The 20,199-nt window shown below is 62.5% G+C and carries 19 protein-coding genes and 1 pseudogene; 13 read left to right on the plus strand and 7 right to left on the minus strand.

What is annotated here, in order from left to right:
* Positions 1 to 41: 41 nt before the first annotated feature.
* Positions 42 to 1,349 (minus strand): MFS transporter, encoded by a 1,308-nt coding sequence (locus CXQ80_RS09095; protein ID WP_101318612.1) that lies wholly within the window; start codon positions 1,347 to 1,349, stop codon positions 42 to 44.
* 150 nt (positions 1,350 to 1,499) lie between these two features.
* Between CXQ80_RS09095 and CXQ80_RS09100 the strand changes: the two genes are divergently transcribed.
* Positions 1,500 to 1,979 (plus strand): isochorismatase family protein, encoded by a 480-nt coding sequence (locus tag CXQ80_RS09100; protein WP_371918899.1) that lies wholly within the window; start codon positions 1,500 to 1,502, stop codon positions 1,977 to 1,979.
* A 21-nt stretch (positions 1,980 to 2,000) separates the two neighbouring features.
* Here CXQ80_RS09100 and CXQ80_RS09105 read toward each other — a convergent pair whose 3' ends face one another.
* Positions 2,001 to 2,825 (minus strand): NAD(P)-dependent oxidoreductase, encoded by an 825-nt coding sequence (locus CXQ80_RS09105; RefSeq protein WP_101318616.1) that lies wholly within the window; start codon positions 2,823 to 2,825, stop codon positions 2,001 to 2,003.
* An 83-nt stretch (positions 2,826 to 2,908) separates the two neighbouring features.
* The gene (locus tag CXQ80_RS09110; RefSeq protein ID WP_101318618.1) at positions 2,909 to 3,634 is read right to left on the minus strand and encodes an oligogalacturonate-specific porin KdgM family protein; all 726 of its coding nucleotides are present in this window, start codon (positions 3,632 to 3,634) and stop codon (positions 2,909 to 2,911) included.
* Positions 3,635 to 3,986: 352 nt separating this feature from the next.
* On the opposite strand from CXQ80_RS09110, the gene CXQ80_RS09115 reads away from it, so the two are divergent.
* From CXQ80_RS09115 to CXQ80_RS09150, 8 genes are all read left to right on the plus strand, one after another.
* A complete protein-coding gene (locus CXQ80_RS09115) occupies positions 3,987 to 5,141 on the plus strand; it encodes a mandelate racemase family protein (protein WP_101318620.1) in 1,155 nt (384 codons plus the stop codon).
* Between the two features lie 69 nt (positions 5,142 to 5,210).
* Complete coding sequence (locus CXQ80_RS09120; RefSeq protein WP_101318622.1) at positions 5,211 to 6,821, plus strand: ABC transporter substrate-binding protein; 1,611 nt, start codon at positions 5,211 to 5,213, stop codon at positions 6,819 to 6,821.
* A gap of 64 nt (positions 6,822 to 6,885) precedes the next feature.
* Positions 6,886 to 7,923, plus strand: coding sequence for an ABC transporter permease (locus CXQ80_RS09125; RefSeq protein WP_101318624.1), 1,038 nt, complete (start codon positions 6,886 to 6,888; stop codon positions 7,921 to 7,923).
* Between the two features lie 45 nt (positions 7,924 to 7,968).
* Positions 7,969 to 9,579, plus strand: coding sequence for an ABC transporter substrate-binding protein (locus tag CXQ80_RS09130; RefSeq protein WP_101318626.1), 1,611 nt, complete (start codon positions 7,969 to 7,971; stop codon positions 9,577 to 9,579).
* Positions 9,580 to 9,640: 61 nt separating this feature from the next.
* Positions 9,641 to 10,558, plus strand: coding sequence for an ABC transporter permease (locus CXQ80_RS09135; protein WP_178080826.1), 918 nt, complete (start codon positions 9,641 to 9,643; stop codon positions 10,556 to 10,558).
* Between the two features lie 11 nt (positions 10,559 to 10,569).
* Positions 10,570 to 11,409 (plus strand): ABC transporter ATP-binding protein, encoded by an 840-nt coding sequence (locus CXQ80_RS09140; protein ID WP_101318628.1) that lies wholly within the window; start codon positions 10,570 to 10,572, stop codon positions 11,407 to 11,409.
* 11 nt (positions 11,410 to 11,420) lie between these two features.
* Positions 11,421 to 12,197 carry an ABC transporter ATP-binding protein gene (locus tag CXQ80_RS09145; RefSeq protein WP_101318630.1) on the plus strand — a complete coding sequence of 259 codons (777 nt, stop codon included), beginning with the start codon at positions 11,421 to 11,423 and terminating at the stop codon, positions 12,195 to 12,197.
* 146 nt (positions 12,198 to 12,343) lie between these two features.
* Positions 12,344 to 14,164 carry a glycosyl hydrolase family 28 protein gene (locus CXQ80_RS09150; RefSeq protein ID WP_101318632.1) on the plus strand — a complete coding sequence of 607 codons (1,821 nt, stop codon included), beginning with the start codon at positions 12,344 to 12,346 and terminating at the stop codon, positions 14,162 to 14,164.
* Between the two features lie 12 nt (positions 14,165 to 14,176).
* On the opposite strand, the gene CXQ80_RS09155 is transcribed toward CXQ80_RS09150, so the two are convergent.
* The gene (locus CXQ80_RS09155) at positions 14,177 to 14,920 is read right to left on the minus strand and encodes a FadR/GntR family transcriptional regulator (protein ID WP_101318634.1); all 744 of its coding nucleotides are present in this window, start codon (positions 14,918 to 14,920) and stop codon (positions 14,177 to 14,179) included.
* 98 nt (positions 14,921 to 15,018) lie between these two features.
* Between CXQ80_RS09155 and CXQ80_RS09160 the strand changes: the two genes are divergently transcribed.
* Positions 15,019 to 15,726 (plus strand): FadR/GntR family transcriptional regulator, encoded by a 708-nt coding sequence (locus CXQ80_RS09160; RefSeq protein WP_101318636.1) that lies wholly within the window; start codon positions 15,019 to 15,021, stop codon positions 15,724 to 15,726.
* 13 nt (positions 15,727 to 15,739) lie between these two features.
* Here the strand turns inward: CXQ80_RS09160 and CXQ80_RS24965 are convergent.
* Positions 15,740 to 15,826, minus strand: a pseudogene (locus tag CXQ80_RS24965) (glutathione S-transferase); the annotation flags it as partial.
* 13 nt (positions 15,827 to 15,839) lie between these two features.
* Positions 15,840 to 16,667, minus strand: coding sequence for a sugar phosphate isomerase/epimerase (locus CXQ80_RS09170; protein WP_101318638.1), 828 nt, complete (start codon positions 16,665 to 16,667; stop codon positions 15,840 to 15,842).
* Between the two features lie 251 nt (positions 16,668 to 16,918).
* Between CXQ80_RS09170 and CXQ80_RS09175 the strand changes: the two genes are divergently transcribed.
* The 3 genes from CXQ80_RS09175 to CXQ80_RS09185 all read left to right on the plus strand — a co-directional run bounded on the left by CXQ80_RS09175 (position 16,919) and on the right by CXQ80_RS09185 (position 19,985).
* A complete protein-coding gene (locus CXQ80_RS09175) occupies positions 16,919 to 17,773 on the plus strand; it encodes an IclR family transcriptional regulator (protein WP_101318639.1) in 855 nt (284 codons plus the stop codon).
* A complete protein-coding gene (locus CXQ80_RS09180) occupies positions 17,770 to 19,470 on the plus strand; it encodes an FAD-dependent oxidoreductase (protein WP_101318641.1) in 1,701 nt (566 codons plus the stop codon). The genes CXQ80_RS09175 and CXQ80_RS09180 overlap by 4 nt, the downstream gene beginning before the upstream one ends.
* A 128-nt stretch (positions 19,471 to 19,598) precedes the next feature.
* On the plus strand, positions 19,599 to 19,985 hold the full coding sequence (locus tag CXQ80_RS09185) for an NUDIX hydrolase (RefSeq protein WP_101318643.1): 387 nt from the start codon (positions 19,599 to 19,601) through the stop codon (positions 19,983 to 19,985).
* Between the two features lie 5 nt (positions 19,986 to 19,990).
* Here the strand turns inward: CXQ80_RS09185 and CXQ80_RS09190 are convergent, their stop codons facing one another.
* Positions 19,991 to 20,194 carry a hypothetical protein gene (locus tag CXQ80_RS09190; protein ID WP_101318645.1) on the minus strand — a complete coding sequence of 68 codons (204 nt, stop codon included), beginning with the start codon at positions 20,192 to 20,194 and terminating at the stop codon, positions 19,991 to 19,993.
* Positions 20,195 to 20,199: the final 5 nt, after the last annotated feature.

Consider the following 20,199-nt stretch of genomic DNA (forward strand, 5'->3'; position numbering starts at 1 on the left):
CCAACTGACGATGGGATGACGCCGCGCCGCTACGGCGGCTATCAACGGTTGACCAGCCTGGCCGGCAGAGCGATCACCAGCAGGCAACTGAGCAGCAGGCAGACGGCAAATGCCCACAGCGCGGCATGGGCGTTGCCGGTCAGGTCGGTCATCACTCCCATCAGCGAGTTGCTGACCAGCCCGGCAATGTTCGCCAGCGAGCAGGCGAGGGCGAAGGCAGTGGCCGCCGCAGTGCCCTTGAGAAAGGTCGCCGGCAGGCTGAAGAACACCGGCACTGCACCGATGATCGCTGCTGAAGCGATGGCAAACAGCAGTACCGTCATCAGCAGGTCATGGCTGAACAAGGTGCTGCTGGCCATGGCAATCGCGCCGACAATGAAGGGCACGATGATGTGCCAGCGGCGTTCGCGATAGCGGTCGGAACTGGCGCCGATCAGCAGCATGCCGATCAGCGCTGCCAGGCTCGGAATGGCCGTGAGCAGGCCAATGTGGAAGGTATCGCTGACCCCCGCGTCGCGGATGAAGGTCGGCATCCAGAAGCCCATGGCATAGGCGCTGAGCAAAATCGAAAAGTCGATGCCGCCGAGCATCCACACCTTGAGGTTGAAGAAGCCATCGCGAAAACGCTGCTTGCTGCCTGTGTCTTCGGCATCGTCTGCCGCGAGTTCGGCAGCCAGTTGCGCCTTGTCGTCATCAGACAACCAGCGTGCCTGCTGGAAGCTGTTGGGCAGAATCCACAGGGTCGCAACGCCCAGCAGCACACTGGGGATCGCCTCCAGCAAGAACAGCCACTGCCAGCCGCGCAGGCCGTGCAACTGGTCGAAGCTGCTCATGATCCAGCCAGACAACGGCCCGCCGATCACGCTCGACAGCGGTAGGCCAATCATGAACAGGGCAATGATCCGCCCGCGCCGGTAGCTTGGGTACCACTGGGTCAGGTAGAACAGCACGCCCGGCAGAAAGCCCGCTTCGGCCACGCCGAGCAGAAACCTCACCAGGTAGAACTGAGTGGTGGTGGTTACCAGCAGCGTGCAGGCCGACAGCAGGCCCCAGGTGATCATGATGCGGGCGATCCACAGCTTGGCGCCGACCCGTTGCAGGATCAGGTTGCTGGGTACCTCGAAGAGGATATAGCCGACGAAGAACAAGCCCGCGCCCAGGCCATACGCGGCGCTGCTGAACTGCAGGTCAGTCAGCATCTGCAACTTGGCGAAGCCGACGTTGATGCGGTCCAGGTAGGCCGCCAGGTAGCACAGGCACAGAAACGGGATAAGCCGCCAGGTAACCCTGCGATAGAGCGCGTGCGGGCCCTGCGCGACTGCGCCGTGGGCGGTTATGGGGTGGTGCATTCGGGTCTCCTGACGCGCGGGCGAGCAGCGCATGCTGCAGCGCTTTGTCGGGCGCCGCAGCTAAAGAACAGAGGCAATCCCGGCGGGAAACACCCGGCATGCCGATCCGTCGATATAATGCCCGGCTTCTGCAGGTATTCGGAACAACCTATGCGTCAGGTTTTGCTTGTTGTCGATGTTCAGGCCACGTTCAGCCCGCCGGAATGGCTGGTTGATGGTGTGCGGGCGTTTTCTGCGCGCATCCCCACCATTGCCTCGGTCGAGTTGCATGACGAGCAGGTGACGCCCTTCGAGCGCCAGCTTGGCTGGCACCCTGCGGCTCAGGATGAGTGCCTGGTGGAGGTCGATCAGGTGTTTATCAAGCACGGCTACGGGCCCACTGCAGCGATGCTCGACTATCTCAAGCAGATGGACGTCGAGCGTGTGCTGGTGTGTGGTCTGCAAACTGAAACCTGCGTGCTCGCCGCAGGCTTTGCCCTGTTCGATGCCGGCCTGTCGCCGACGCTGGTCACCGACCTCACCATCGGCTCGTCGCTGGACCGTTCCGGCAAACTCGGCATCGAGCTGTGGCAGCACCACTTTCGCCAAGTCACCACGCGGGCCGAGGTACTTGCCGGGTTGCATGGCTGATCCGCTGCGACCTGACCGGCCTCAATCGAATGGGCCAGCGCTGGTAAAGGCGCCGCCTTGCAGCAGGGCACTGCGCTCGTCCGCCGCGGCTTGGGGCAGTTGCTCCAGCTTGCCCCTAAACTGCTCGGAGCTGTCCTGCGGCGCAAAGCCCAGGTGCGCGGCGTAGCGGTTGTTCCACCACAGGTCACGGTTGGCAGACACGCCATACACCACGGTGTGGCCGACGTCCTCTGCGAGCAGCGCGCGTTCGACCAGGTGGGCCAGGTCGGCGTAGCTCAGCCAGGTCGAGAGCATGCGCAGGTTACGCGGTTCCGGGAATGACGAGCCTATGCGCAAACTCACGGTCTGAATGCCGTAGCGGTGGAAATAAAACGTCGCCAGGTCTTCGCCGTAGGCTTTCGACAGCCCGTAGTAGCAGTCCGGTCGGCGCGGCGAATGAGCATCGAGCTGGACATCCTGCGGGTAAAACCCGGTGACGTGATTGGAGCTGGCGAACACCACCCGTTTGATACCGTGCAGGCGCGCCGCTTCATAGATATGAAAGGTGCCGCGAATGTTCGCGTCGAGAATATCTTCGAACCTGCGCTCTGTGGATATACCGCCCAGGTGGACGATGGCATCCACCTGATCGGCCAGCGCATGCACGCCGGCTTTGTCGGCCAGATTGCAGCTGACCACTTCTTCATGGTCGCCGGCAGCGGGCGCCATCGCACTGATATCGGATACTCGCACGACATTCGCGTGCGCCTGCAAGGCATCGCGCAGGATCTGCCCGAGGCCGCCGGCAGCGCCGGTCAGCAGTAGGCGGTTGAAGGGTTTGGTCGAGGTGGAGGAGGGTGCAGTCATGGCGGGTGCCTGTAGTTGTAGGTGCAGGTTCGGCGGTGCTCGGTAGCAGCGGGCAGGCCTTGTGGCCGCCCGCCAGCGAGGCCTTACATGAAGTTGTACTGGATGCCCAGGCGCCAGCGCGCCTGGCGGTCATCGGTGTAGGAATTGACCTTGATGTCGCCGATCTCCATGAATGGCGCCCACTGTTTGTTGAGCTTGTACTTGATGATCAGGTTCTGCTCGTAGTCGCTCTTCTTGTTGTCGTAGCGGATGTAATCGGTACTGAAGTGGATGTACTGGTACTCGAACGCCCACGGCCCTTTGGGGGTGTAGCCGAGCCAGCCTTCCAGGCGCGTGGTGTTCTGGTTGTCCTTGGCGCGGTGCTCTTTGCTGTGATCGATCTGATCACGGTCGAGGCTGCGCGCGTCGTGGCGTACGCGGCTGGCGACGTACCAGGTGTCGCTGATCTTGTAGCTGTACTTGAGGCCGAACTTGTAGGTGGTGGCGTCTTTCGAGCTGTCCATCTGGAAGGCCGGGGTCAGCGTCGATTTGGCACTGAGCTTGTGGTTGTAGTCGACGGTGAATTCATGGCCGTTGTTGACCATGTTGTCGTAGGCGACGTCTTCGCGGTCGCCGGCAGTCTTGTATTTGATCTCGGCGCCAAAACCCAGGCCACTGTCCATCCGGTAGTTCAGCTTGATCCGGTCGGAGTGAATGCTGTCGTCTTCGGTAAAGCCGTGCCGGTAGTTGATGCTGGCCGAATCTGCGTGGGCGTAGAGCGACAGGCCAAGCGTGCTGACAGCGATAAGCGTGCGGAGTGTGGTGTTCATGCGATCTTCTTTTTTTGTTTTTGTTGAGGTCGTTATGAGGTCGGGCAGTGAGGATGAGTGCGGGGTGGGGGATGCCCTCCGTGGCAAATTTTTCAAATAAGTTATCGTACAACTTTATGGTTGTCTATTTTTTATTGAAATGTTGTCTGATGACATGGATTAGGCCGTCTATATCAAGGTTTGTAGAGGTTAGTGGCGGGGTGCCAGGTTGCTAATGGCGTATAGGGAAGGGAGGTTTTGCGCGGTTTATAAAGTTTCGAAGGGGTACTTTTCAATTGTTGTATGATGACGTAGGATCATCCCCAGAGCGTGACCTTTCCGCCACAATTCCAATAAGAAGGCTCAGACGTCCATGATCATCACTGCAGTAAACGTCCAGGTATTTTCCTACCCCACCCGACGCGCCGTAGACAGCGCCGGCCATGCCCATCCGGGCGATGTCACCCAGGCTAAAATGGCCTTGCTGCGGATCAAGACCGAATGCGGCAACGAGGGTTTTGCACTGGGTGCGCCCGAACTGATTCGCCCGTACGTGCTGGATGGCTTCGTGCGCAAAGTGCTGGTCGGCGCCAACGCCTTCGACCGCGAAAAGATCTGGCACGACCTGGCACACTGGCAGCGCGGCAGTGCCAGCCAGTTGACCGACCGCGCGCTGGCGCTGGTTGAACAGGCGCTGTGGGACTGGGCCGGGCGCAAGCTGAACCTGCCGGTGCACAAGCTGATCGGTGGCTTTCGCGACAAGGTTCCGGCGTACGGTTCAACCATGTGTGGCGATGAGCTCGAAGGTGGGCTGTCGACCCCGGAAGAGTACGGCCGCTTCGCCGAAACCCTGGTCAAGCGTGGCTACAAGGCAATCAAGCTGCACACCTGGATGCCGCCGGTGTCGTTCGCGCCGAGCGTGAGCATGGATATCAAGGCCTGCGCGGCGGTGCGTGAGGCGGTTGGCCCGGACATCGCGTTGATGATCGATGGCTACCACTGGTACAGCCGGACCGAAGCGCTGACCGTTGGCCGCGCGCTGGAGAAGCTCGACTTCGCCTGGTTCGAAGAGCCAATGATGGAAGACTCGGCCGAGTCCTATGCCTGGCTGGCGGGGCAGCTGGACATCCCTATCCTTGGCCCGGAAAGCCTGGGCGGCAAGCACCTGAGCCGCGCCAGCTGGGTCAAGAACGATGTCTGTGACATTCTCCGCGCCGGGGTTGCCGGTGTCGGCGGGATCGCCCCGTGCCTGAAGGTTGCGCACATGGCCGAAGCGTTTGGCATGGACTGCGAGATCCACGGCAACGGCGCGGCCAACTTGGCGGTGGTCGGCGCCATCAAGAACTGCAGCTGGTACGAGCGCGGCCTGCTGCACCCGTTCCTCGAGTACGACGACGTCCCGGCCTACCTCAAGCGCCTGGTCGACCCGATGGACCAGGACGGCTTCGTGCACTTGTCCGACCTGCCGGGCCTGGGCGAGGAGATCGACTTCGACTACGTCGAGACCAATACGCTGCACAGCTTCTGATTCGTGCATGGCGGCACGCGCCATCGCGTGCCGCCCGAGAGTCCAATAACTATAAAAAGGCTATCTCACATGAACGTACTCCCCACATTCTGGGCAGGGCTGTTTGCCGCGTCGCTGGCACTCACCTCAGTCCCTGCAGCATTCGCCAAGACCCCGGCCGATCAGTTGATCGTCGGCATGAGCATGATCAACCTGCTCTCGCTCGACCCCGCTGCGGCGACCGGGCTGGATGTTTCCGAGGTCAATGCCAACCTGTACGACATGCTGCTGGTGCAGGATGTCAAACAACCCGACCAGCTGCTGCCGGCCCTGGCCGAAAGCTGGCAGGTCAGCGCAGACCGCAAGACCCTTACCTTCAACCTGCGCAAGGACGTCAAATTCCAGTCCGGCAACGCCCTCAGCGCCGAAGACGTAGCCTGGTCGCTGCAGCGCGTGCTCAAGCTCAACCTGGCCCTGGCGTCGACCTGGAAGGCCTATGGTTTCAATGCCGGCAACGCCGAGCAGTACCTGCGCGCCAGCGACGAGCATACCTTCGTCCTCGAACTGCCACGCCCGACCGACCCGATGCTGGTGCTCAACACCCTGGCCACTTCGCCCAGCGCCTTCATCCTCGACCGCAAAGTGGTCCAGCAGCACCAGAAAGGCAATGACATGGGCGGCGCCTGGCTGACCACTCATGCGGCCGGCAGCGGCCCGTTCATTCTCAATGACTGGCGCGCCAACGATGTGATCCTGATGACCCGCTTCGACGGTTACTGGGGTGGCCCGGCCAAGCTCAAGCGCATCGTCATGCGCAACATGACCGAATCGCAGTCGCTGCGCCTGATGGTCGAGCGCGGTGATCTGGACCTGGCCAAGGGCATGTCAGCACCGGATATCGAAGCACTGGAAAAGTCCGACAAGGTTCGCACCCAGACCGTCCAGCGCGGCACCCTTTACTACGTGGCACTGAGCGTCAAGAACAAACCCTACGACGATGCCCGTGTACGCAAGGCGGTGCGCTCGCTGATCGACTATCAGGGCATCAACCAGACGGTCATGCCGCACTACGGCCAGCTCAACCAGCGCCCGCTGCCGCTCGGCTTGCCGGCGCGGCTGGATGATCCGGGCTACACCTTGAACGTCGCCGAGGCGAAACAGCTGTTGGCTGACGCCGGTTACCCGAACGGCTTCAAGACCACCATTCGTGTCCTCACCGAGCCGCCGTTCATCAACATTGCCTCCAGCCTGCAAGCGACCCTGGCCCAGGCCGGCATCCAGGCAACCATCGTCACCGGCACCGGTAACCAGATCTACGGCGCCATGCGTGAGCGCAGCTTCGACATCCTGGTCGGGCGTGGCGGCGGCGGGGCCGAGCGCCATCCGCATTCAAGCCTGCGCACCCTGGTGTACAACCCGGACAACCGCGACGAAGCCAAACTGAGCAATTTCCAGGGCTGGCGTACGTCGTTCTACAGCCCTGAGTTGAACAGCCTGATCGAGCAAGCCGAAGTCGAACCCGACAAAGCCCGGCAACAGGCCCAGTACCAGCAGATCCAGGCCACCCTCGACGAGCAGGTGGGGGCGATCCTGCCCGTGTCGCAAATGACCGACACCGTGGTGCTTTACCACGATGTTCAGGATTACCAGGGCCATACCGCGGCCACCACCCGTTACAAGGACGTCTACAAGTCGCGTTGAGTCGAGCCGGGGCGCACTGCCCAGGCCGGCCGGTGATTGGTAAACGCTTTTTCAGGAGCCTGTTATGTTTGTTTCGACTGCCTCTGTGCTGGGCGCGCGCGCGTCCGGTACTGCCCGCCGGGCGAGTACGGTGCTGGTGACCCTGCTCGGTTTGCTGGCGCTGACCTTCTTCATTGGTCGGGTAATGCCGCTGGACCCGGTGCTGGCCGTGGTCGGTCCAGACGCCGACAGCTCCACCTATGACCAGGTCTATCGGGCGATGGGTCTGGATCAGCCGATCTGGACCCAGTTCGGCATGTACCTCAACGACCTCCTGCACGGTGATTTCGGCAACGCCCTGCTGACCGGTCACCCGGTGCTGGAAGACATCAAACGGGTATTCCCGGCGACCATCGAGTTGGCCACCCTGGCGATCCTGTTCGGCATCCTCATCGGCCTGCCGCTGGGCGTTGTCGCTGCCAGCAATCAGGGGCGTATGGGCGATCACCTGGCGCGGGTAATCACTCTGTTCGGTTACTCCACGCCGATCTTCTGGGTCGGCATGATGGGCCTGCTGGTGTTCTACGCCTGGCTCGGCTGGGCTGGCGGAGCAGGGCGGATCGATCTTGCCTACGACGGCATGGTGCCGGACGTCACCGGCCTGCTGCTGATCGACACCGCCCTGGCCCGCGACTGGGAAGCCTTCACCAGCGCGCTGCGGCATATCGTCCTGCCGGCGCTGATCCTGGGCCTCAACTCGGTGGCCTACATCAGCCGCATGACTCGCAGCTTCATGCTCGAGCAGCTGTCTCAGGAGTACATCATCACCGCCCGGGTCAAGGGCCTGTCGCGCCGTCAGGTGGTCTGGGGCCATGCCTTTCGCAACATCCTCGTGCAGTTGCTGACCGTGGTCGCACTGGCCTACGGCTCATTGCTCGAAGGCGCGGTGCTGATCGAGACGGTGTTCGCCTGGCCGGGCTTCGGCCAGTACCTGACCAGCAGCCTGATGCTCGGCGACATGAATGCGGTGATGGGCTGTGTGCTGGTGATCGGCTTGATCTTCGTTGCCCTCAACCTGATCAGCGACGCGCTGTACAAGGTGTTCGATCCAAGGACCCGCTAAGCCTGCGCGGCAAGCGCGAACCCATAACTATAAAAAGGATGCCCCATGAATATTGTATTTCCGACCCTGCGCAACAGCCTGTTCGGCGCGATCCTGGCGCTGAGCCCGATGCTGGCAGCCCAGGCGAAAACCCCCGCCGACCAGTTGATCGTCGGCATGAGCATGGTCAACCTGTTCTCCATCGACCCGGCCAACGCGCCTGGCCTGGACGCTTCCGGGATCAACGCCAACCTCTACGACACCTTGGTCAAGCGCGACAACGGCAACCCCGAGCGGCACGTGCCGCAACTGGCTGAAAGCTGGACGGTGAGTGAAGACGGCAAGCAGATCACCTTCAAGCTGCGCAGCGACGTCAAGTTCCACTCCGGTAACCCGCTGACCGCTGAAGACGTGGCCTGGTCGCTGTATCGGGTGATGAAGCTCAACTTCGGCCTGGCCACCACCTGGAAGGCCTACGGCTACAACCTCGACAACATTCAGGCGTCTATCCGTGCCACCGACGCGCACACGCTGGTGATCGATCTGCCGCAGCCGACCGATCCTTTGCTGGTGATCGACTCGCTGGCGATTTCGCCCAGCGCGGTCGTCGTAGACCGCAAGCAGGCCCTGCGACACGAGAAAAACGGCGACCTCGGTGCTGCCTGGCTGGTCACCAACGAAGCTGGCAGCGGCCCGTTCACATTGAGCAAATGGAGCGCCAATGACAGCCTGGTGATGACCCGCTTCGACGGTTACTGGGCCGGGCCGGCGAAGATGAAGCGCGTGCTGGTGCGGCACATGACCGAATCGCAGTCGCTGCGCCTGATGCTCGAGCGCGGTGACCTCGACCTGGCCTACGGCATGGCTGCGCCGGATATCAAGGCAATCGAGCGCTCGGATGCGTTGCAGGTCCAGGCGCTGCAGCGCGGCACCATGTACTACGTGGCGATGAGCATGAAACAGCCCGAGTTCGCCAAACAGCAAGTGCGCGAAGCGGTGCGCAACCTGATCGACTATCAGGGCATCGACCAGCAGGTCATGCCGCACTACGGCACCCTCAACCAGCAACCGATGCAGCTGGGCCTGGCTGCCCGCCTGCCTGACCCTGGCTACACCATGAACGTCGCCAAGGCCAAGGCGCTGCTCGCCGAAGCGGGCTACCCGAACGGCTTCAATACGACCATTCGGACCTTGTCCGAGCCGCCGTTCATCGACATTGCCGCACGTATGCAGGCGACCCTGGCCGAGGGCGGGATCAAGGCCACCATCGTCACCGGCACCGGCAACCAGGTGTACGGCGCCATGCGCGCGCGCAACTTCGAGATGATCGTCGCACGCGGTGCCGAGCGTTACCCGCACCCGTACTTCAGCCTGCGCACCTTCGTCTACAACCCCGACAACAGTGACGCCGCCGGCCTGCCTAACTTCCAGGGCTGGCGCGCATCGTTCTTCAACCAGCAGCTCAACGAGCTGATCGATCGAGCCGGGGTCGAGCGCGACGCCGACCAGCGCCTCAAGCTCTACCACCAGGCGCAGACCCTGTACGACAAGCAGGTCGGGCCGATCATGATGATCTCGCAGATGACCGACACCGCGGTCAGTGCGGCCGACGTCAAGGGCTTCACCGGCGACGACGCCGAGGCGACCCGTTACCTGGGCGTCTACAAGCAACGCTGAACCCCGCCGGGACGCCTGCGAGTGTCCTGCCGGGCCATGATTGCACCGAGAGAGCATGCCGATGATAGCCAACATCTCTACCACTGAAACCGCTGCCAAACGGCAGGCCGACAACACCCCGGCGTCCAGCCTTGACGCCTTCTACAAAAGCAGCCTGCGCGTGCTGCGCCACCTGCTGCGCAACCCGATGACCCTGGCTGGTCTGCTGGTCGCGCTGCTGCTGGTCGTAGTGGCTGCGTTCGCACCGTGGATCGCCACCCACGACCCGGTCGTGCAAAACCTTGCCAATGCCTTGCAGGCACCGGGTGCGGCGCACTGGTTCGGCACTGACGAGTACGGCCGCGACATCTTCAGCCGGCTGGTCTATGGCGCCCGGATCACCCTCTACATCATTGCCCTGGTGACCATCATCGTCGGCCCGATCGGGTTGTTCATCGGCACCGTCTCCGGTTACTTCGGCGGCATCGTCGATACGGTGTTCATGCGCATCACCGACATCTTCATCTCGTTCCCCAGCCTGGTTCTGGCGCTGGCGTTCATTGCGGCCCTCGGCCCTGGCCTGGAGCATGCGGTGGTGGCGATCGCCCTGACGTCGTGGCCGCCAATCGCGCGTCTGGCGCGGGCTGAAACCCTGTCGCTGCGCAAGGCTGACTTTGTTGTTGCCGTCGAGCTGCAGGGCGCGTCATCGACGCGGATCATCCTCCGGCACATCGTGCCGATGTGCATGTCGTCGGTGATCATCCGCCTGACCATGAACATGGCCGGGATCATCCTCACCGCCGCAGCGCTGGGCTTTCTCGGCCTCGGCGCGCAGGCGCCGCTGCCGGAGTGGGGCGCGATGATTTCGACCGGGCGCCGCTACATGCTCGAGTGCTGGTGGCTGGTAGCCGTACCGGGCGCCGCGATCATGCTGGTGAGCCTGGCGTTCAACCTTTTGGGCGATGGCCTGCGGGACATTCTCGACCCGCGTAGCGAGTAACTGGAGGCTTTATGTCGACGCTCAAACTCAATGTCGATTCGCTCAATGTGCGCTTCGTCAATGGCAAGAAAGAAATGCACGCGGTGCGCGATGTGTCGTTCACCCTGGGCCGCGAGAAGCTGGCGATTGTTGGTGAGTCCGGCTCGGGCAAGTCCACGGTTGGCCGCAGCCTGCTCAAGCTGCACCCAGGCAGCACCCAGATCACCGCCAAGGCCCTGCAGTTCGGCGATGTCGACCTGCTCAGCGCCAGTGAAAAGGCCATGCAGAAGATCCGTGGTCAGCGCATTTCGATGATCATGCAAGACCCCAAATACTCGCTCAATCCGGTGGTCAAGGTCGGCGAGCAGATCGCCGAAGCCTACCTGGCGCACCACAAGGCCAGCCGCAGCGAGGCCCGTGAGCGGGTCATGCTGATGCTCGAAAAAGTCCATATCCGTGACCCCAAGCGCGTCTACAACCTGTACCCGCACGAAGTCAGCGGCGGCATGGGCCAGCGCATCATGATCGCCATGATGGTGATCACCAACCCGGAAGTGATCATCGCCGACGAGCCGACCTCGGCGCTGGACGTCTCGGTACGCCAACAGGTGCTCAGCGTGCTTGAAGAGCTGGTGGTCGAGCAGCAGATGGGCCTGATTTTCGTCAGCCACGACCTCAACCTGGTGCGCAACTACTGCGATCGGGTGCTGGTGATGTACGCCGGGCGGGTGGTCGAGTCACTTGCCGCGTGTGACCTGCAGTACGCCGAACACCCTTATACCCGTGGCCTGCTGGCAGCCTTGCCGAGCATGGACAACCGTCGCCCGCGCTTGCCGGTCCTGCAACGCGACCCGCTCTGGCTCACCTGCTGAGGTAACTGCCCATGTCCATGATCCAAGCACACGCATTGAACCTCAGCTTTGGCGTCGGCGCTGCCGTCAACCAGGTGCTGCATGACGTCAACCTGACCGTCGAGGACGGCCAGTCGTTCGGCCTGGTCGGCGAGTCCGGCTCCGGCAAGACCACCGTGCTGCGCTGCCTGGCCGGGCAGTATCGGCACTGGAGCGGGGCGCTGAGCATTGCCGGTGTGCCCTTGCAGCAGAAGATCCCCAAGGATCACTTTCGCAAGGTCCAGATGGTGTTCCAGGATCCGTACGGTTCGCTGCACCCGCGCCACACCATCGATACCGCGCTGCGCGAACCGCTGACCATTCATGGCATCGGCGAGCGTGATGATCGCATCAACGACATCCTGCTCAAGGTCGGCCTCAACGACAGCTTTCGCTATCGCTACCCGCATCAGTTATCGGGTGGCCAGCGCCAGCGCGTGGCGATTGCCCGCGCGCTGATTCTGCAGCCGCGGGTACTGTTGCTGGATGAGCCGACCTCGGCGCTGGACGTCTCGGTACAGGCCGAGATTCTCAACTTGCTGGCCGACCTGCGCCAGCGCGAGAAACTCACCTACCTGATGGTCACCCACGACCTCGGTGTGGTCAGCCACCTGTGCGACAAGGTCGCGGTGATGCAACAAGGGCGCATCGTCGAGCGCCTCGACAGCCAGGCCCTGAGCCAGGACCTCGCCAGCCATGAGTACACCCGCATGCTGGTGCAGGCCAGCCGCGATTTCAGTGCTGAGTCAGCTCGCCCTGCAGTTGCCTGAAATCTCTGGGGCCGCCTTGCGGCCCTTCGCGGGTGAACCCGCTCCCACAAGGACTGCGGTGAACCCTGTAGGAGCGGGTTCACCCGCGAAGGGCTGCGAAGCAGCCCCAAAAATCTTGAATACGAAAAAACAAGGAAGATAAAAACATGCCGTACGTACGCATTGCCGTTGTCCGCAAACAGCCCTTGGCGCAAGCGGTCCTCGCCGCACTGAGCCTGGGCTGCAGCCTGCCGCTATGGGCGCTGGAAGCGCCGAGCAAGGTCCAGGTGCCGACTCTGGCCTACGACGACCAGCAGATCATTCTGGTCTGGGAAAAACCCGCCGGTCATGCCGACATCAGCGACTACCACGTCTACGCCAATGGTCAGTTGCTCGGCAGCAGCAACGCCAACAACGACCAGGTGTCGCCCGCCAAGCCCTACATCGACCGCTTCTACCAGCAGGACACGCGCAACTTCCACCACCGCATCGCCATCCACAGCTTTACCGCCAACGGTCTCAAACCCGATACCGAATACCGCTTCAGCGTGCGATCAGTGGGGCGCGACGGCAAGGAGTCAGGCGACAGCCCGGTGGTTGTGCAACGTACCACCGCCGTGCCGGCGTTGTTCGATGTGAAGAAACACGGTGCCAAAGGCGATGGCAGCAGCCTTGATACCGCCGCTATCCAGCGCGCCATCGATGCTTGCACGGTCGGCTGCAAGGTGCTGCTGCCCAAGGGCACCTACAAGAGCGGCGCCCTGTACCTGAAGAGCAACATGACCCTGGAGATCGCCGAAGGCGCGACCTTGCTCGGCTCCGAGCGCGCCGAAGACTACCCGCGTGAGGGTTACATCCAGTACCCGTATTCGACCACGGTGCGCCCGGCCTCGTTGATCAATGCCTTGCCACGTGATCCGCGCCAGCACCAGGCCTTTGAAAACATCCGTATCGTCGGCAAGGGCACCATCGACGGCAACGGCTGGAAGCGCAAGGCCGACGCCATCGATGAGCGCGGCCAGCCGTTACCGGTGTATCTGGCCAGCGACAATACCCGCTATATGCTCGACGGGCTGCTGGCCAAGGCTCAGGTCGAGCGCGCCGTGGCCGAAGGCATGAACGTCAAGGACGCCTACGGCCAGATGCGCTCGTCGCTGATCACCCTGCGTGATGTGAAAAACGTCTTTTATGGCGGCTTCACCGTGCTCAACCCGGCTTACCACGGCATCATGAACCTGGAAACCGAGAACGTGGTGCTGGCCAACACCACGCACAAGACCTACGACGCCAACAACGGCGACGGCATCGAGTTCGCCAACAGCCGTGGGGCGATGGTGTTCAACAACTTCTTCGATACCGGCGATGACTGCGTCAACTTCGCGGCCGGCACGGGTGCCGAAGCAGTCAAGCAGAAGGCCCAGCAGGATGCCTGGATCTTCAACAACTTCTTCCGCCAGGGCCATGGCATGGTCGTCGCCGGCAGTCACACCGGCGCCTGGATCGAGAACATCCTCGCCGAGGACAATGTCTCCGATGGCACCGACGCCGGGCTGCGCATGAAGAGCACCAACTTCATGGGCGGCGGCGCGCGCAATGTCACCTTCCGCGATTCGGCGATACGCAACACGGTCAAGCAGGCGTTCATTTTCACCCTTGATTACCACGACCCAAACGCCAAACTCGACTACCAGCGCTCGACCATCGCCGGGCAGTTCCGGGATGTGCGGGTCAGTGATGTCAGTGTCGAAAACGCGCAACTGGCGGCAATCGAGGTCAAGGGCGACAGCCAGCATGGTGCCTATCACCAGAGCTTGAGCTTCGAACGGGTCCGCTTCAGTGGTCCCGCGCTGGCCAGAATCGATGGTTTGAAGGACTCACGTTTTGACACCATCCGCTTTAGTGAAACCGGCGGCACCAACCCGTGGCAGGTCAAAGACAGCGACGGGCTGGCGTTTCAGGATGTCGAGCCCGCGCCGGCGCAGCCCTGAGCCGATATCTGCTTACTCGCTGTAGAACGCCTGAACCTGCTGCGCCTCGCGCAGGCGCATGCGGCTGTTGCTCAGGTGCAGGAACATCGCCGCGCGCGCGGCATCCACCTGGCGGCTGGCAATCGCGTCGAAGATCTGCTGATGTTCGGCGTTGATCCCGGCCAGGTAGGTGCTGCGGTTGCTCTGCCCGGTGTAAGCGGAGTTCATCCGGGTGCGCGGGATCATCTTGGTGCCCAGGTGTTTCATGATGTCGATCAGGTAATGGTTGCCTGCCGCCTTGGCGATTTTCAGGTGGAACTGAAAATCGGCATTGGTGGTGCTGCCTGACTTCTCCGGGCCCTGCAGCAACGCCTGCAACGCCTGCTGCAACTCCTCCAGCGCTTGCGCCGACGCGCGTTCGGCAGCCATGCCGGCGGCTTGCACTTCAAGGCTCAGGCGGAACTCGAGCAGATCGAGCACATCGGTCAACAAGACGATGGTGGCGGGCCCGACGTTGAAACCTTCGGGCGCCGGCATGTCGAGGACAAAAGTGCCGACACCGTGCTGGGTATCGACCAGACCGGCCGCCTGCATCCGCGACAAGGCTTCGCGCACCACCGAACGGCTGACGCCTTCGCTGGCCATGATGGAGGCTTCGGTGGGCAATTTGTCGCCACGTTTGAGGGTGCCGTCGCGCATGCGCTGAGCGAAGCGTTCGACCAGCGACTCGGCTAGGCGGCGTGGCTTTTGCGGGGCGGTTGAAGTTTGATCCGGCATTGTTCTGCTCGTGTGTGAACAATCGCCATTATAAAGGGTTTCCACGGCAAAGCAGCGGGTATAATGCTGCCATCGTCTGATTTCAATGGATCCAAGCAATGGCCCCTGCTGCCCCTGACCGACGCGTGAGCCTGGCCCAGCAACTGGTACTTGACCTTTCCCGGCAGATCCTCGCCGGCGAGCTGCCGCCGGGTAGCAAACTGCCCACCGAACAGGCGTTCACCGAACAGCGTAAAGTCAGCCGCACGGTGGTCCGCGAAGCGATGTCGCGGTTGCAGGCCGAGGGCCTGGTAGAAACTCGCCGCGGCATCGGCACTTTTGTCGTCGACAGTATGCGACCTGCCCAGTTTCACGAGAGCAAGCCACAGCAGGGCAGTGCTTACGATGTCGTAGCGATCATCGAACTGCGCTTGAGCCTTGAAGTGGAGGCTGCTGCGATCGCCGCCCAGTGCGCGAGTCCTCGTCAGTTGGCGACGATTCGCGCCGCCCTGGACGAAGCCAATGACCTGCAGCAGCTAGGTGCGCAGAGCACCCGTATCGACTTTGAATTCGACTTGCAGATCGCCCTGTGCACCGGCAACAGCTTCTTCATCGATGCCATGAACCATGTCGGCAGCACCTTGATGAGTGCTGCGCCGCCAGCGCGGGCGGTAGAGAGCGAGTTGCGCACGCTGCAAGTGCGCGAACGTGAGCAGATCTACGCTGCGATTGCCCGCAAGGACGCCGACGTAGCGCGTGCAGCCATGCGCCTGCACCTGACCAACCTGCTGCACCACGCGCGGGCTGCGGTACCATCCGCGCAGTGAGTGCAGGGCAGGATCACGGTGTGCCGTTACGCCCATGCGAGCGAAAACCTTCCCGCGTGCTCAACCGCTCGTAGTAAGCGTTGACCGCCGGCAGCCCAGGCTTGGCGTCAATTTCAGCGCAGGCTGGCGAGAACCTCGCGTGCCTTGTCCAATGCCCGTCTGGCGCGGTCATAGGGACTGACGCCTTGCTCCATCAGTTGCCGGGTGGGGATCTCCAGGCTCAGCGGGATACCGCTCGGCAGTGCCCTGAGCAAACCGTGCAGGTCACAATCGCCATCCCCTGGGAAGCGTCGTTCCTGGCGAGCTTGGCGCAGGATCTCGGCCATCTCCGCAGGCCGTGGGCCCACCACGTCGCACAGCTGGGCGTAGCGCAGGCGCTGCGGCGCAGTTGCGCTGGCGGCAGCGAGTGCTTGCAGCGACGAGCCTGAGCGATCGAAGTGGAAGGCATCGACCAACACCGCGCCGTTGCTGCGTCCAGCCTGCTCGACGATGTGCCAGGCCTCGGCCAGGTTGCGCACATCGGTCCAGGGCATGAACTCCAGATTGACATGGATACCGAAGGGTAGGGCCAGCTCGCAAAGCACGGCGAAATTGTCGGCCGTGCGCACTGGGTCCGGATCGTTGCCGGCAATCAGCAGGTCGCTTGCTTCAAATTCGGCGCCGGCCTCCAGCACGGGCAGAAACGCCTGCACCTGGGTGTCTGGCTTGAGCCGCAGGATCTCGATATCCAGCACCTTGGTCCCGGTGTCGCGCAGGCGCTGAAGGGTCTGGCGCCGTAACTGCGCATCGGCTACCAGCGGGAAGTGGCGCTCTTCAGGGGTTGCAGGCTCCAGGCGCAGGCCCACATGGCTATAGCCGGCGCGCGCTGCAACCTCGACCATATCGGGCGGGGACAGCTCAAGTACGGTCAGGGCAGCAAGGGAGAATATCTGGTCGCTCATGCTTGGCTCTCTAATTGTGTAGCGGCGCTGGTCTGGTGTGCGCCGGTTAGAATCGAGTTCCAGTTGTAATCAAATTCTTCCCTGAGGACTACCTGAAAAGCGCGCCCAGGCGGCGCTTTCGTTCGATAATCGCCCTCATTAATCCGCTTAACGCTGCCCTTTGATTGACCCTCCTGCATTGCTGGAATAGTTTTCCAGTCATAGAAAATCCATTTGGGCTGACTTATATAGCCCGGGACCAGGAGACCTTGATGAGCAACGTCGCAAGCACCGCAGAATCACCCTACGCAGGCCTCTTCGATCGCGGACTTGCGGTGCTGGAACTGCTCGCCAGCAGCGCCGAAGGCAGCTCGCTGACGGACATTTCCGAGCAACTGCAGATCCCCCGCAGCGCCACCCACAGGCTGCTGAGCACTTTGTGCGACACCGGCTATGCCCGGCAGGAGCACGAGCGCGGCACTTATGTGCTGACCTCCAAACTGCAGGCGCTGGCGTTTACTCACCTGGCCGCCGACGGCACGATCGATGCTGTGCAACCGGTGCTCAACCGGCTTGCGGCCGAGGTCGGCGAGCTGGTGCGGCTGTCGGTGGTGGACGAGCAGCGCCTGACCTGGGTTGCCCGTGCGCAAGGCGCACGTTCCGGGCTGCGCTATGACCCGGATATGGGCATGGAGGCCAGGCTGTCCTGTTCAGCCAGTGGCTATGCGTGGTTGGCGAGCATGACCGACAAGCAGGCCCTGGCCCTGATTCTCAGGCAGGGCCTGGGGCAAGTGCAGAATTATGGTCCGAACGCACCACAGACGGTGGAAGCGCTGCTGACCAATATTCAGGCCGCGCGCGAGCAAGGATACGCGCTGGCTGTACAGACCTTTGCCGACTGGATGTCGGCCATCGCAGTGGCATTGCATCATCCGGTCACCCACGAGGTGATCGGCGTGGTCAGCGTTGCCGGGCCGGTCTTTCGCCTTGGCGAGGCACGGCTGCACCAGATCGCGCCGGCGCTGATCGCCGCGGTGGCAGAGATCCGGCAGTTGATACCAGGCTCGCCAGCCTTGATGAGCCCAGGCCTGACCGCTCTAAGCCTCACTCCGGGGGGCCAGGCATGAGCATGCGACGTCTGGACTGCGACCTGCTGGTGATTGGTTCGGGAGCCTCCGGGCTGGCAGCGGCAGTCACTGCTGCGGCGCAGGGGCTGAAGGTCATTGTTGTAGAGAAACACTCATCCTTTGGCGGCGCTACGGCGTGGTCCGGTGGCTGGTTGTGGGTGCCAGGCAATCCGCTGGCCAAACGCGCCGGTATCCATGAGGACCCGCAACAACCACGCACTTACCTCAAACACCAGCTCGGCGACCGCTACAACGCCGAGCGGGTTGATGCGTTTCTCGACAATGCGCCGAAGATGGTCGCGTTTTTTGAAGAGAACACTGCGCTGCAATGGGCCGATGGCAATGGCATCCCGGATATTCACGGGCACTTGCCGGGCGCGGCGACGCAGGGACATCAGGTGATCGCCGCCCCGTATGACGCGCGCGCTATGGGTCCGCTGATCAAGCGCATGCGCACGACCATGCGCGAGACCTCGTTCATGGGCATGCCGATCATGGCCGGTGCTGACCTGTCGGCATTCCTCAGCATGACCCGCTCGTTCAAGTCACTGCTGCACGTCAGCAAGCGTATGCTCCGGCACCTGCGCGACCTGGCCGTGCATGGCCGGGCCATGCACTTGGTCAATGGCGTGGCACTGGTAGGCCGGCTGGCCAAGTCAGCTGAAGACCTGGGCGTGACGCTGATCGAGTCGGCGCCGGCGCAGCGCTTGCTGCAGGAGCAGGGCAGAGTGATCGGCGCGCTGGTCGAGACGCCTGCTGGGCCCACCGAGATTCATGCGCGGTGCGGGGTGGTGCTGGCTGCCGGTGGCTTCCCCAACGATCTGCAGCGCCGGCAAGCGCTGTTCCCGCGCACATCGGTCCCTGAAGATCACCTGGCCCTGCCGCCGGTTCAGTGCAGCGGCGATGGTATTTCGCTGGGCGAGGCGGTTGGTGGCGTGCTCGAACTCGACGTTGCTTCAGCGGCAGCCTGGGCGCCGGTGTCGCTGGTGCGCCATGCGGACGGCAGCAGCGGCCACTTCCCGCATATCATCGACCGGGCCAAGCCCGGATTGATCGGCGTGCTGTCCAACGGCAAGCGCTTCGTCAACGAGGCTGACGGTTACTACGACTACACCGCAGCCATGGTGGCTGCCGCGCCAGCAGGTGAGGAGGTTGCGTCCTGGCTGATTTGCGATCATCGCTTCCAGCGCCGCTTCGGCCTTGGCCATTCGCGGCCGTTCCCACTGCCGGTTGGGCCGTCGGTGCGCAGCGGCTATCTGCAACGCTGCGCCACCCTCGAGGGGCTGGCGAAAGCCTGCGGGATCGACCCGGCAGGCTTGCTCGAAACCGTGCGCAGCTTCAATGAACATGCCCGCAAGGGTGAGGACCCGGAGTTTGGCCGTGGGCTTAGTGCCTATAACCGCAAGCAGGGTGACCCGCTGGTGACAAAGGGCAACCCGTGCGTGGCACCGATCGAGCATGGCCCGTTCTATGCGGTCAAGGTCCGCCCTGGCAGCTTCGGCACCTTTGCCGGGTTGAAAACCAACGGCAACGCGCAGGTGCTGAACAGCGCAGGCGTGGCTATTGCAGGTCTGTATGCAGTGGGCAGCGATATGGCCAGCATCATGGGCGGCATGTATCCGTCAGGCGGGATCAACCTCGGGCCGGCCATGACCTTCGGTTATGTCGCAGGTCTGCATGCTGCGCAGAGCAGATGATGGTGCTGAGTCATACGAGGCGAACCAATTGAGCTACAACTGACTCAATAGGCCATCTACATGATGGGTTTTTGCCATGATTGATTCAGCCGCTTCATTCACCGATTTGCTCCAAGCTGGAGGGGCCTGTGCCAGGCTCCGCTAAGCTTCGCGCCCGCGCCACGGTCATTTGCCTGCGTGAAGGCAATGTGCTGTTGGTGCGCAAGTCGGGAGGCAAATGGAATTTTCCTGGCGGCGCGATCGAGCAGGGCGAGCTACCGGTTCAGGCGGCTGCAAGGGAGATGAGCGAGGAGACTGGGCTCGACTGCGAAGCACTGCTGGAGTTATGCACCCTGGAAGAGGGCAGCGTGCTCCATCATATCTTCACCACGCAACTGTTCGAGGGTGCCAAACCCGCACCCGGCAACGAGATTGTCGCCTGCAAATGGGTCAAGCGCGTTGCGCTTAAAAAGACCCAACTCAACCCCAGCGCTTCAGCCTTGATGGCTCGTGCGCTGCCTGCCCTGATGGCCTGAATGGCTCAAGCGCAGGCGGTTTCGTTGCGCCTGGCGCATTCCGCCTGGGCGTCTGCGCGCTTGGCGTAGGTGGGGGTCAAACGCAACTTGGCGACAGTGTCATACAAGTCAAAGCCGTTGCACGACGGCGCGGTACAAAATCCTACCGCTCTGCGGTAGTGATATTCCTTGATCGGTAAAGCCGAAACCACGACGAAACGTGCGCGCATGCTGG

Origin of the sequence: Pseudomonas sp. 02C 26 (assembly GCF_002843585.1) — a bacterium.
GTDB lineage: Bacteria > Pseudomonadota > Gammaproteobacteria > Pseudomonadales > Pseudomonadaceae > Aquipseudomonas > Aquipseudomonas shirazensis.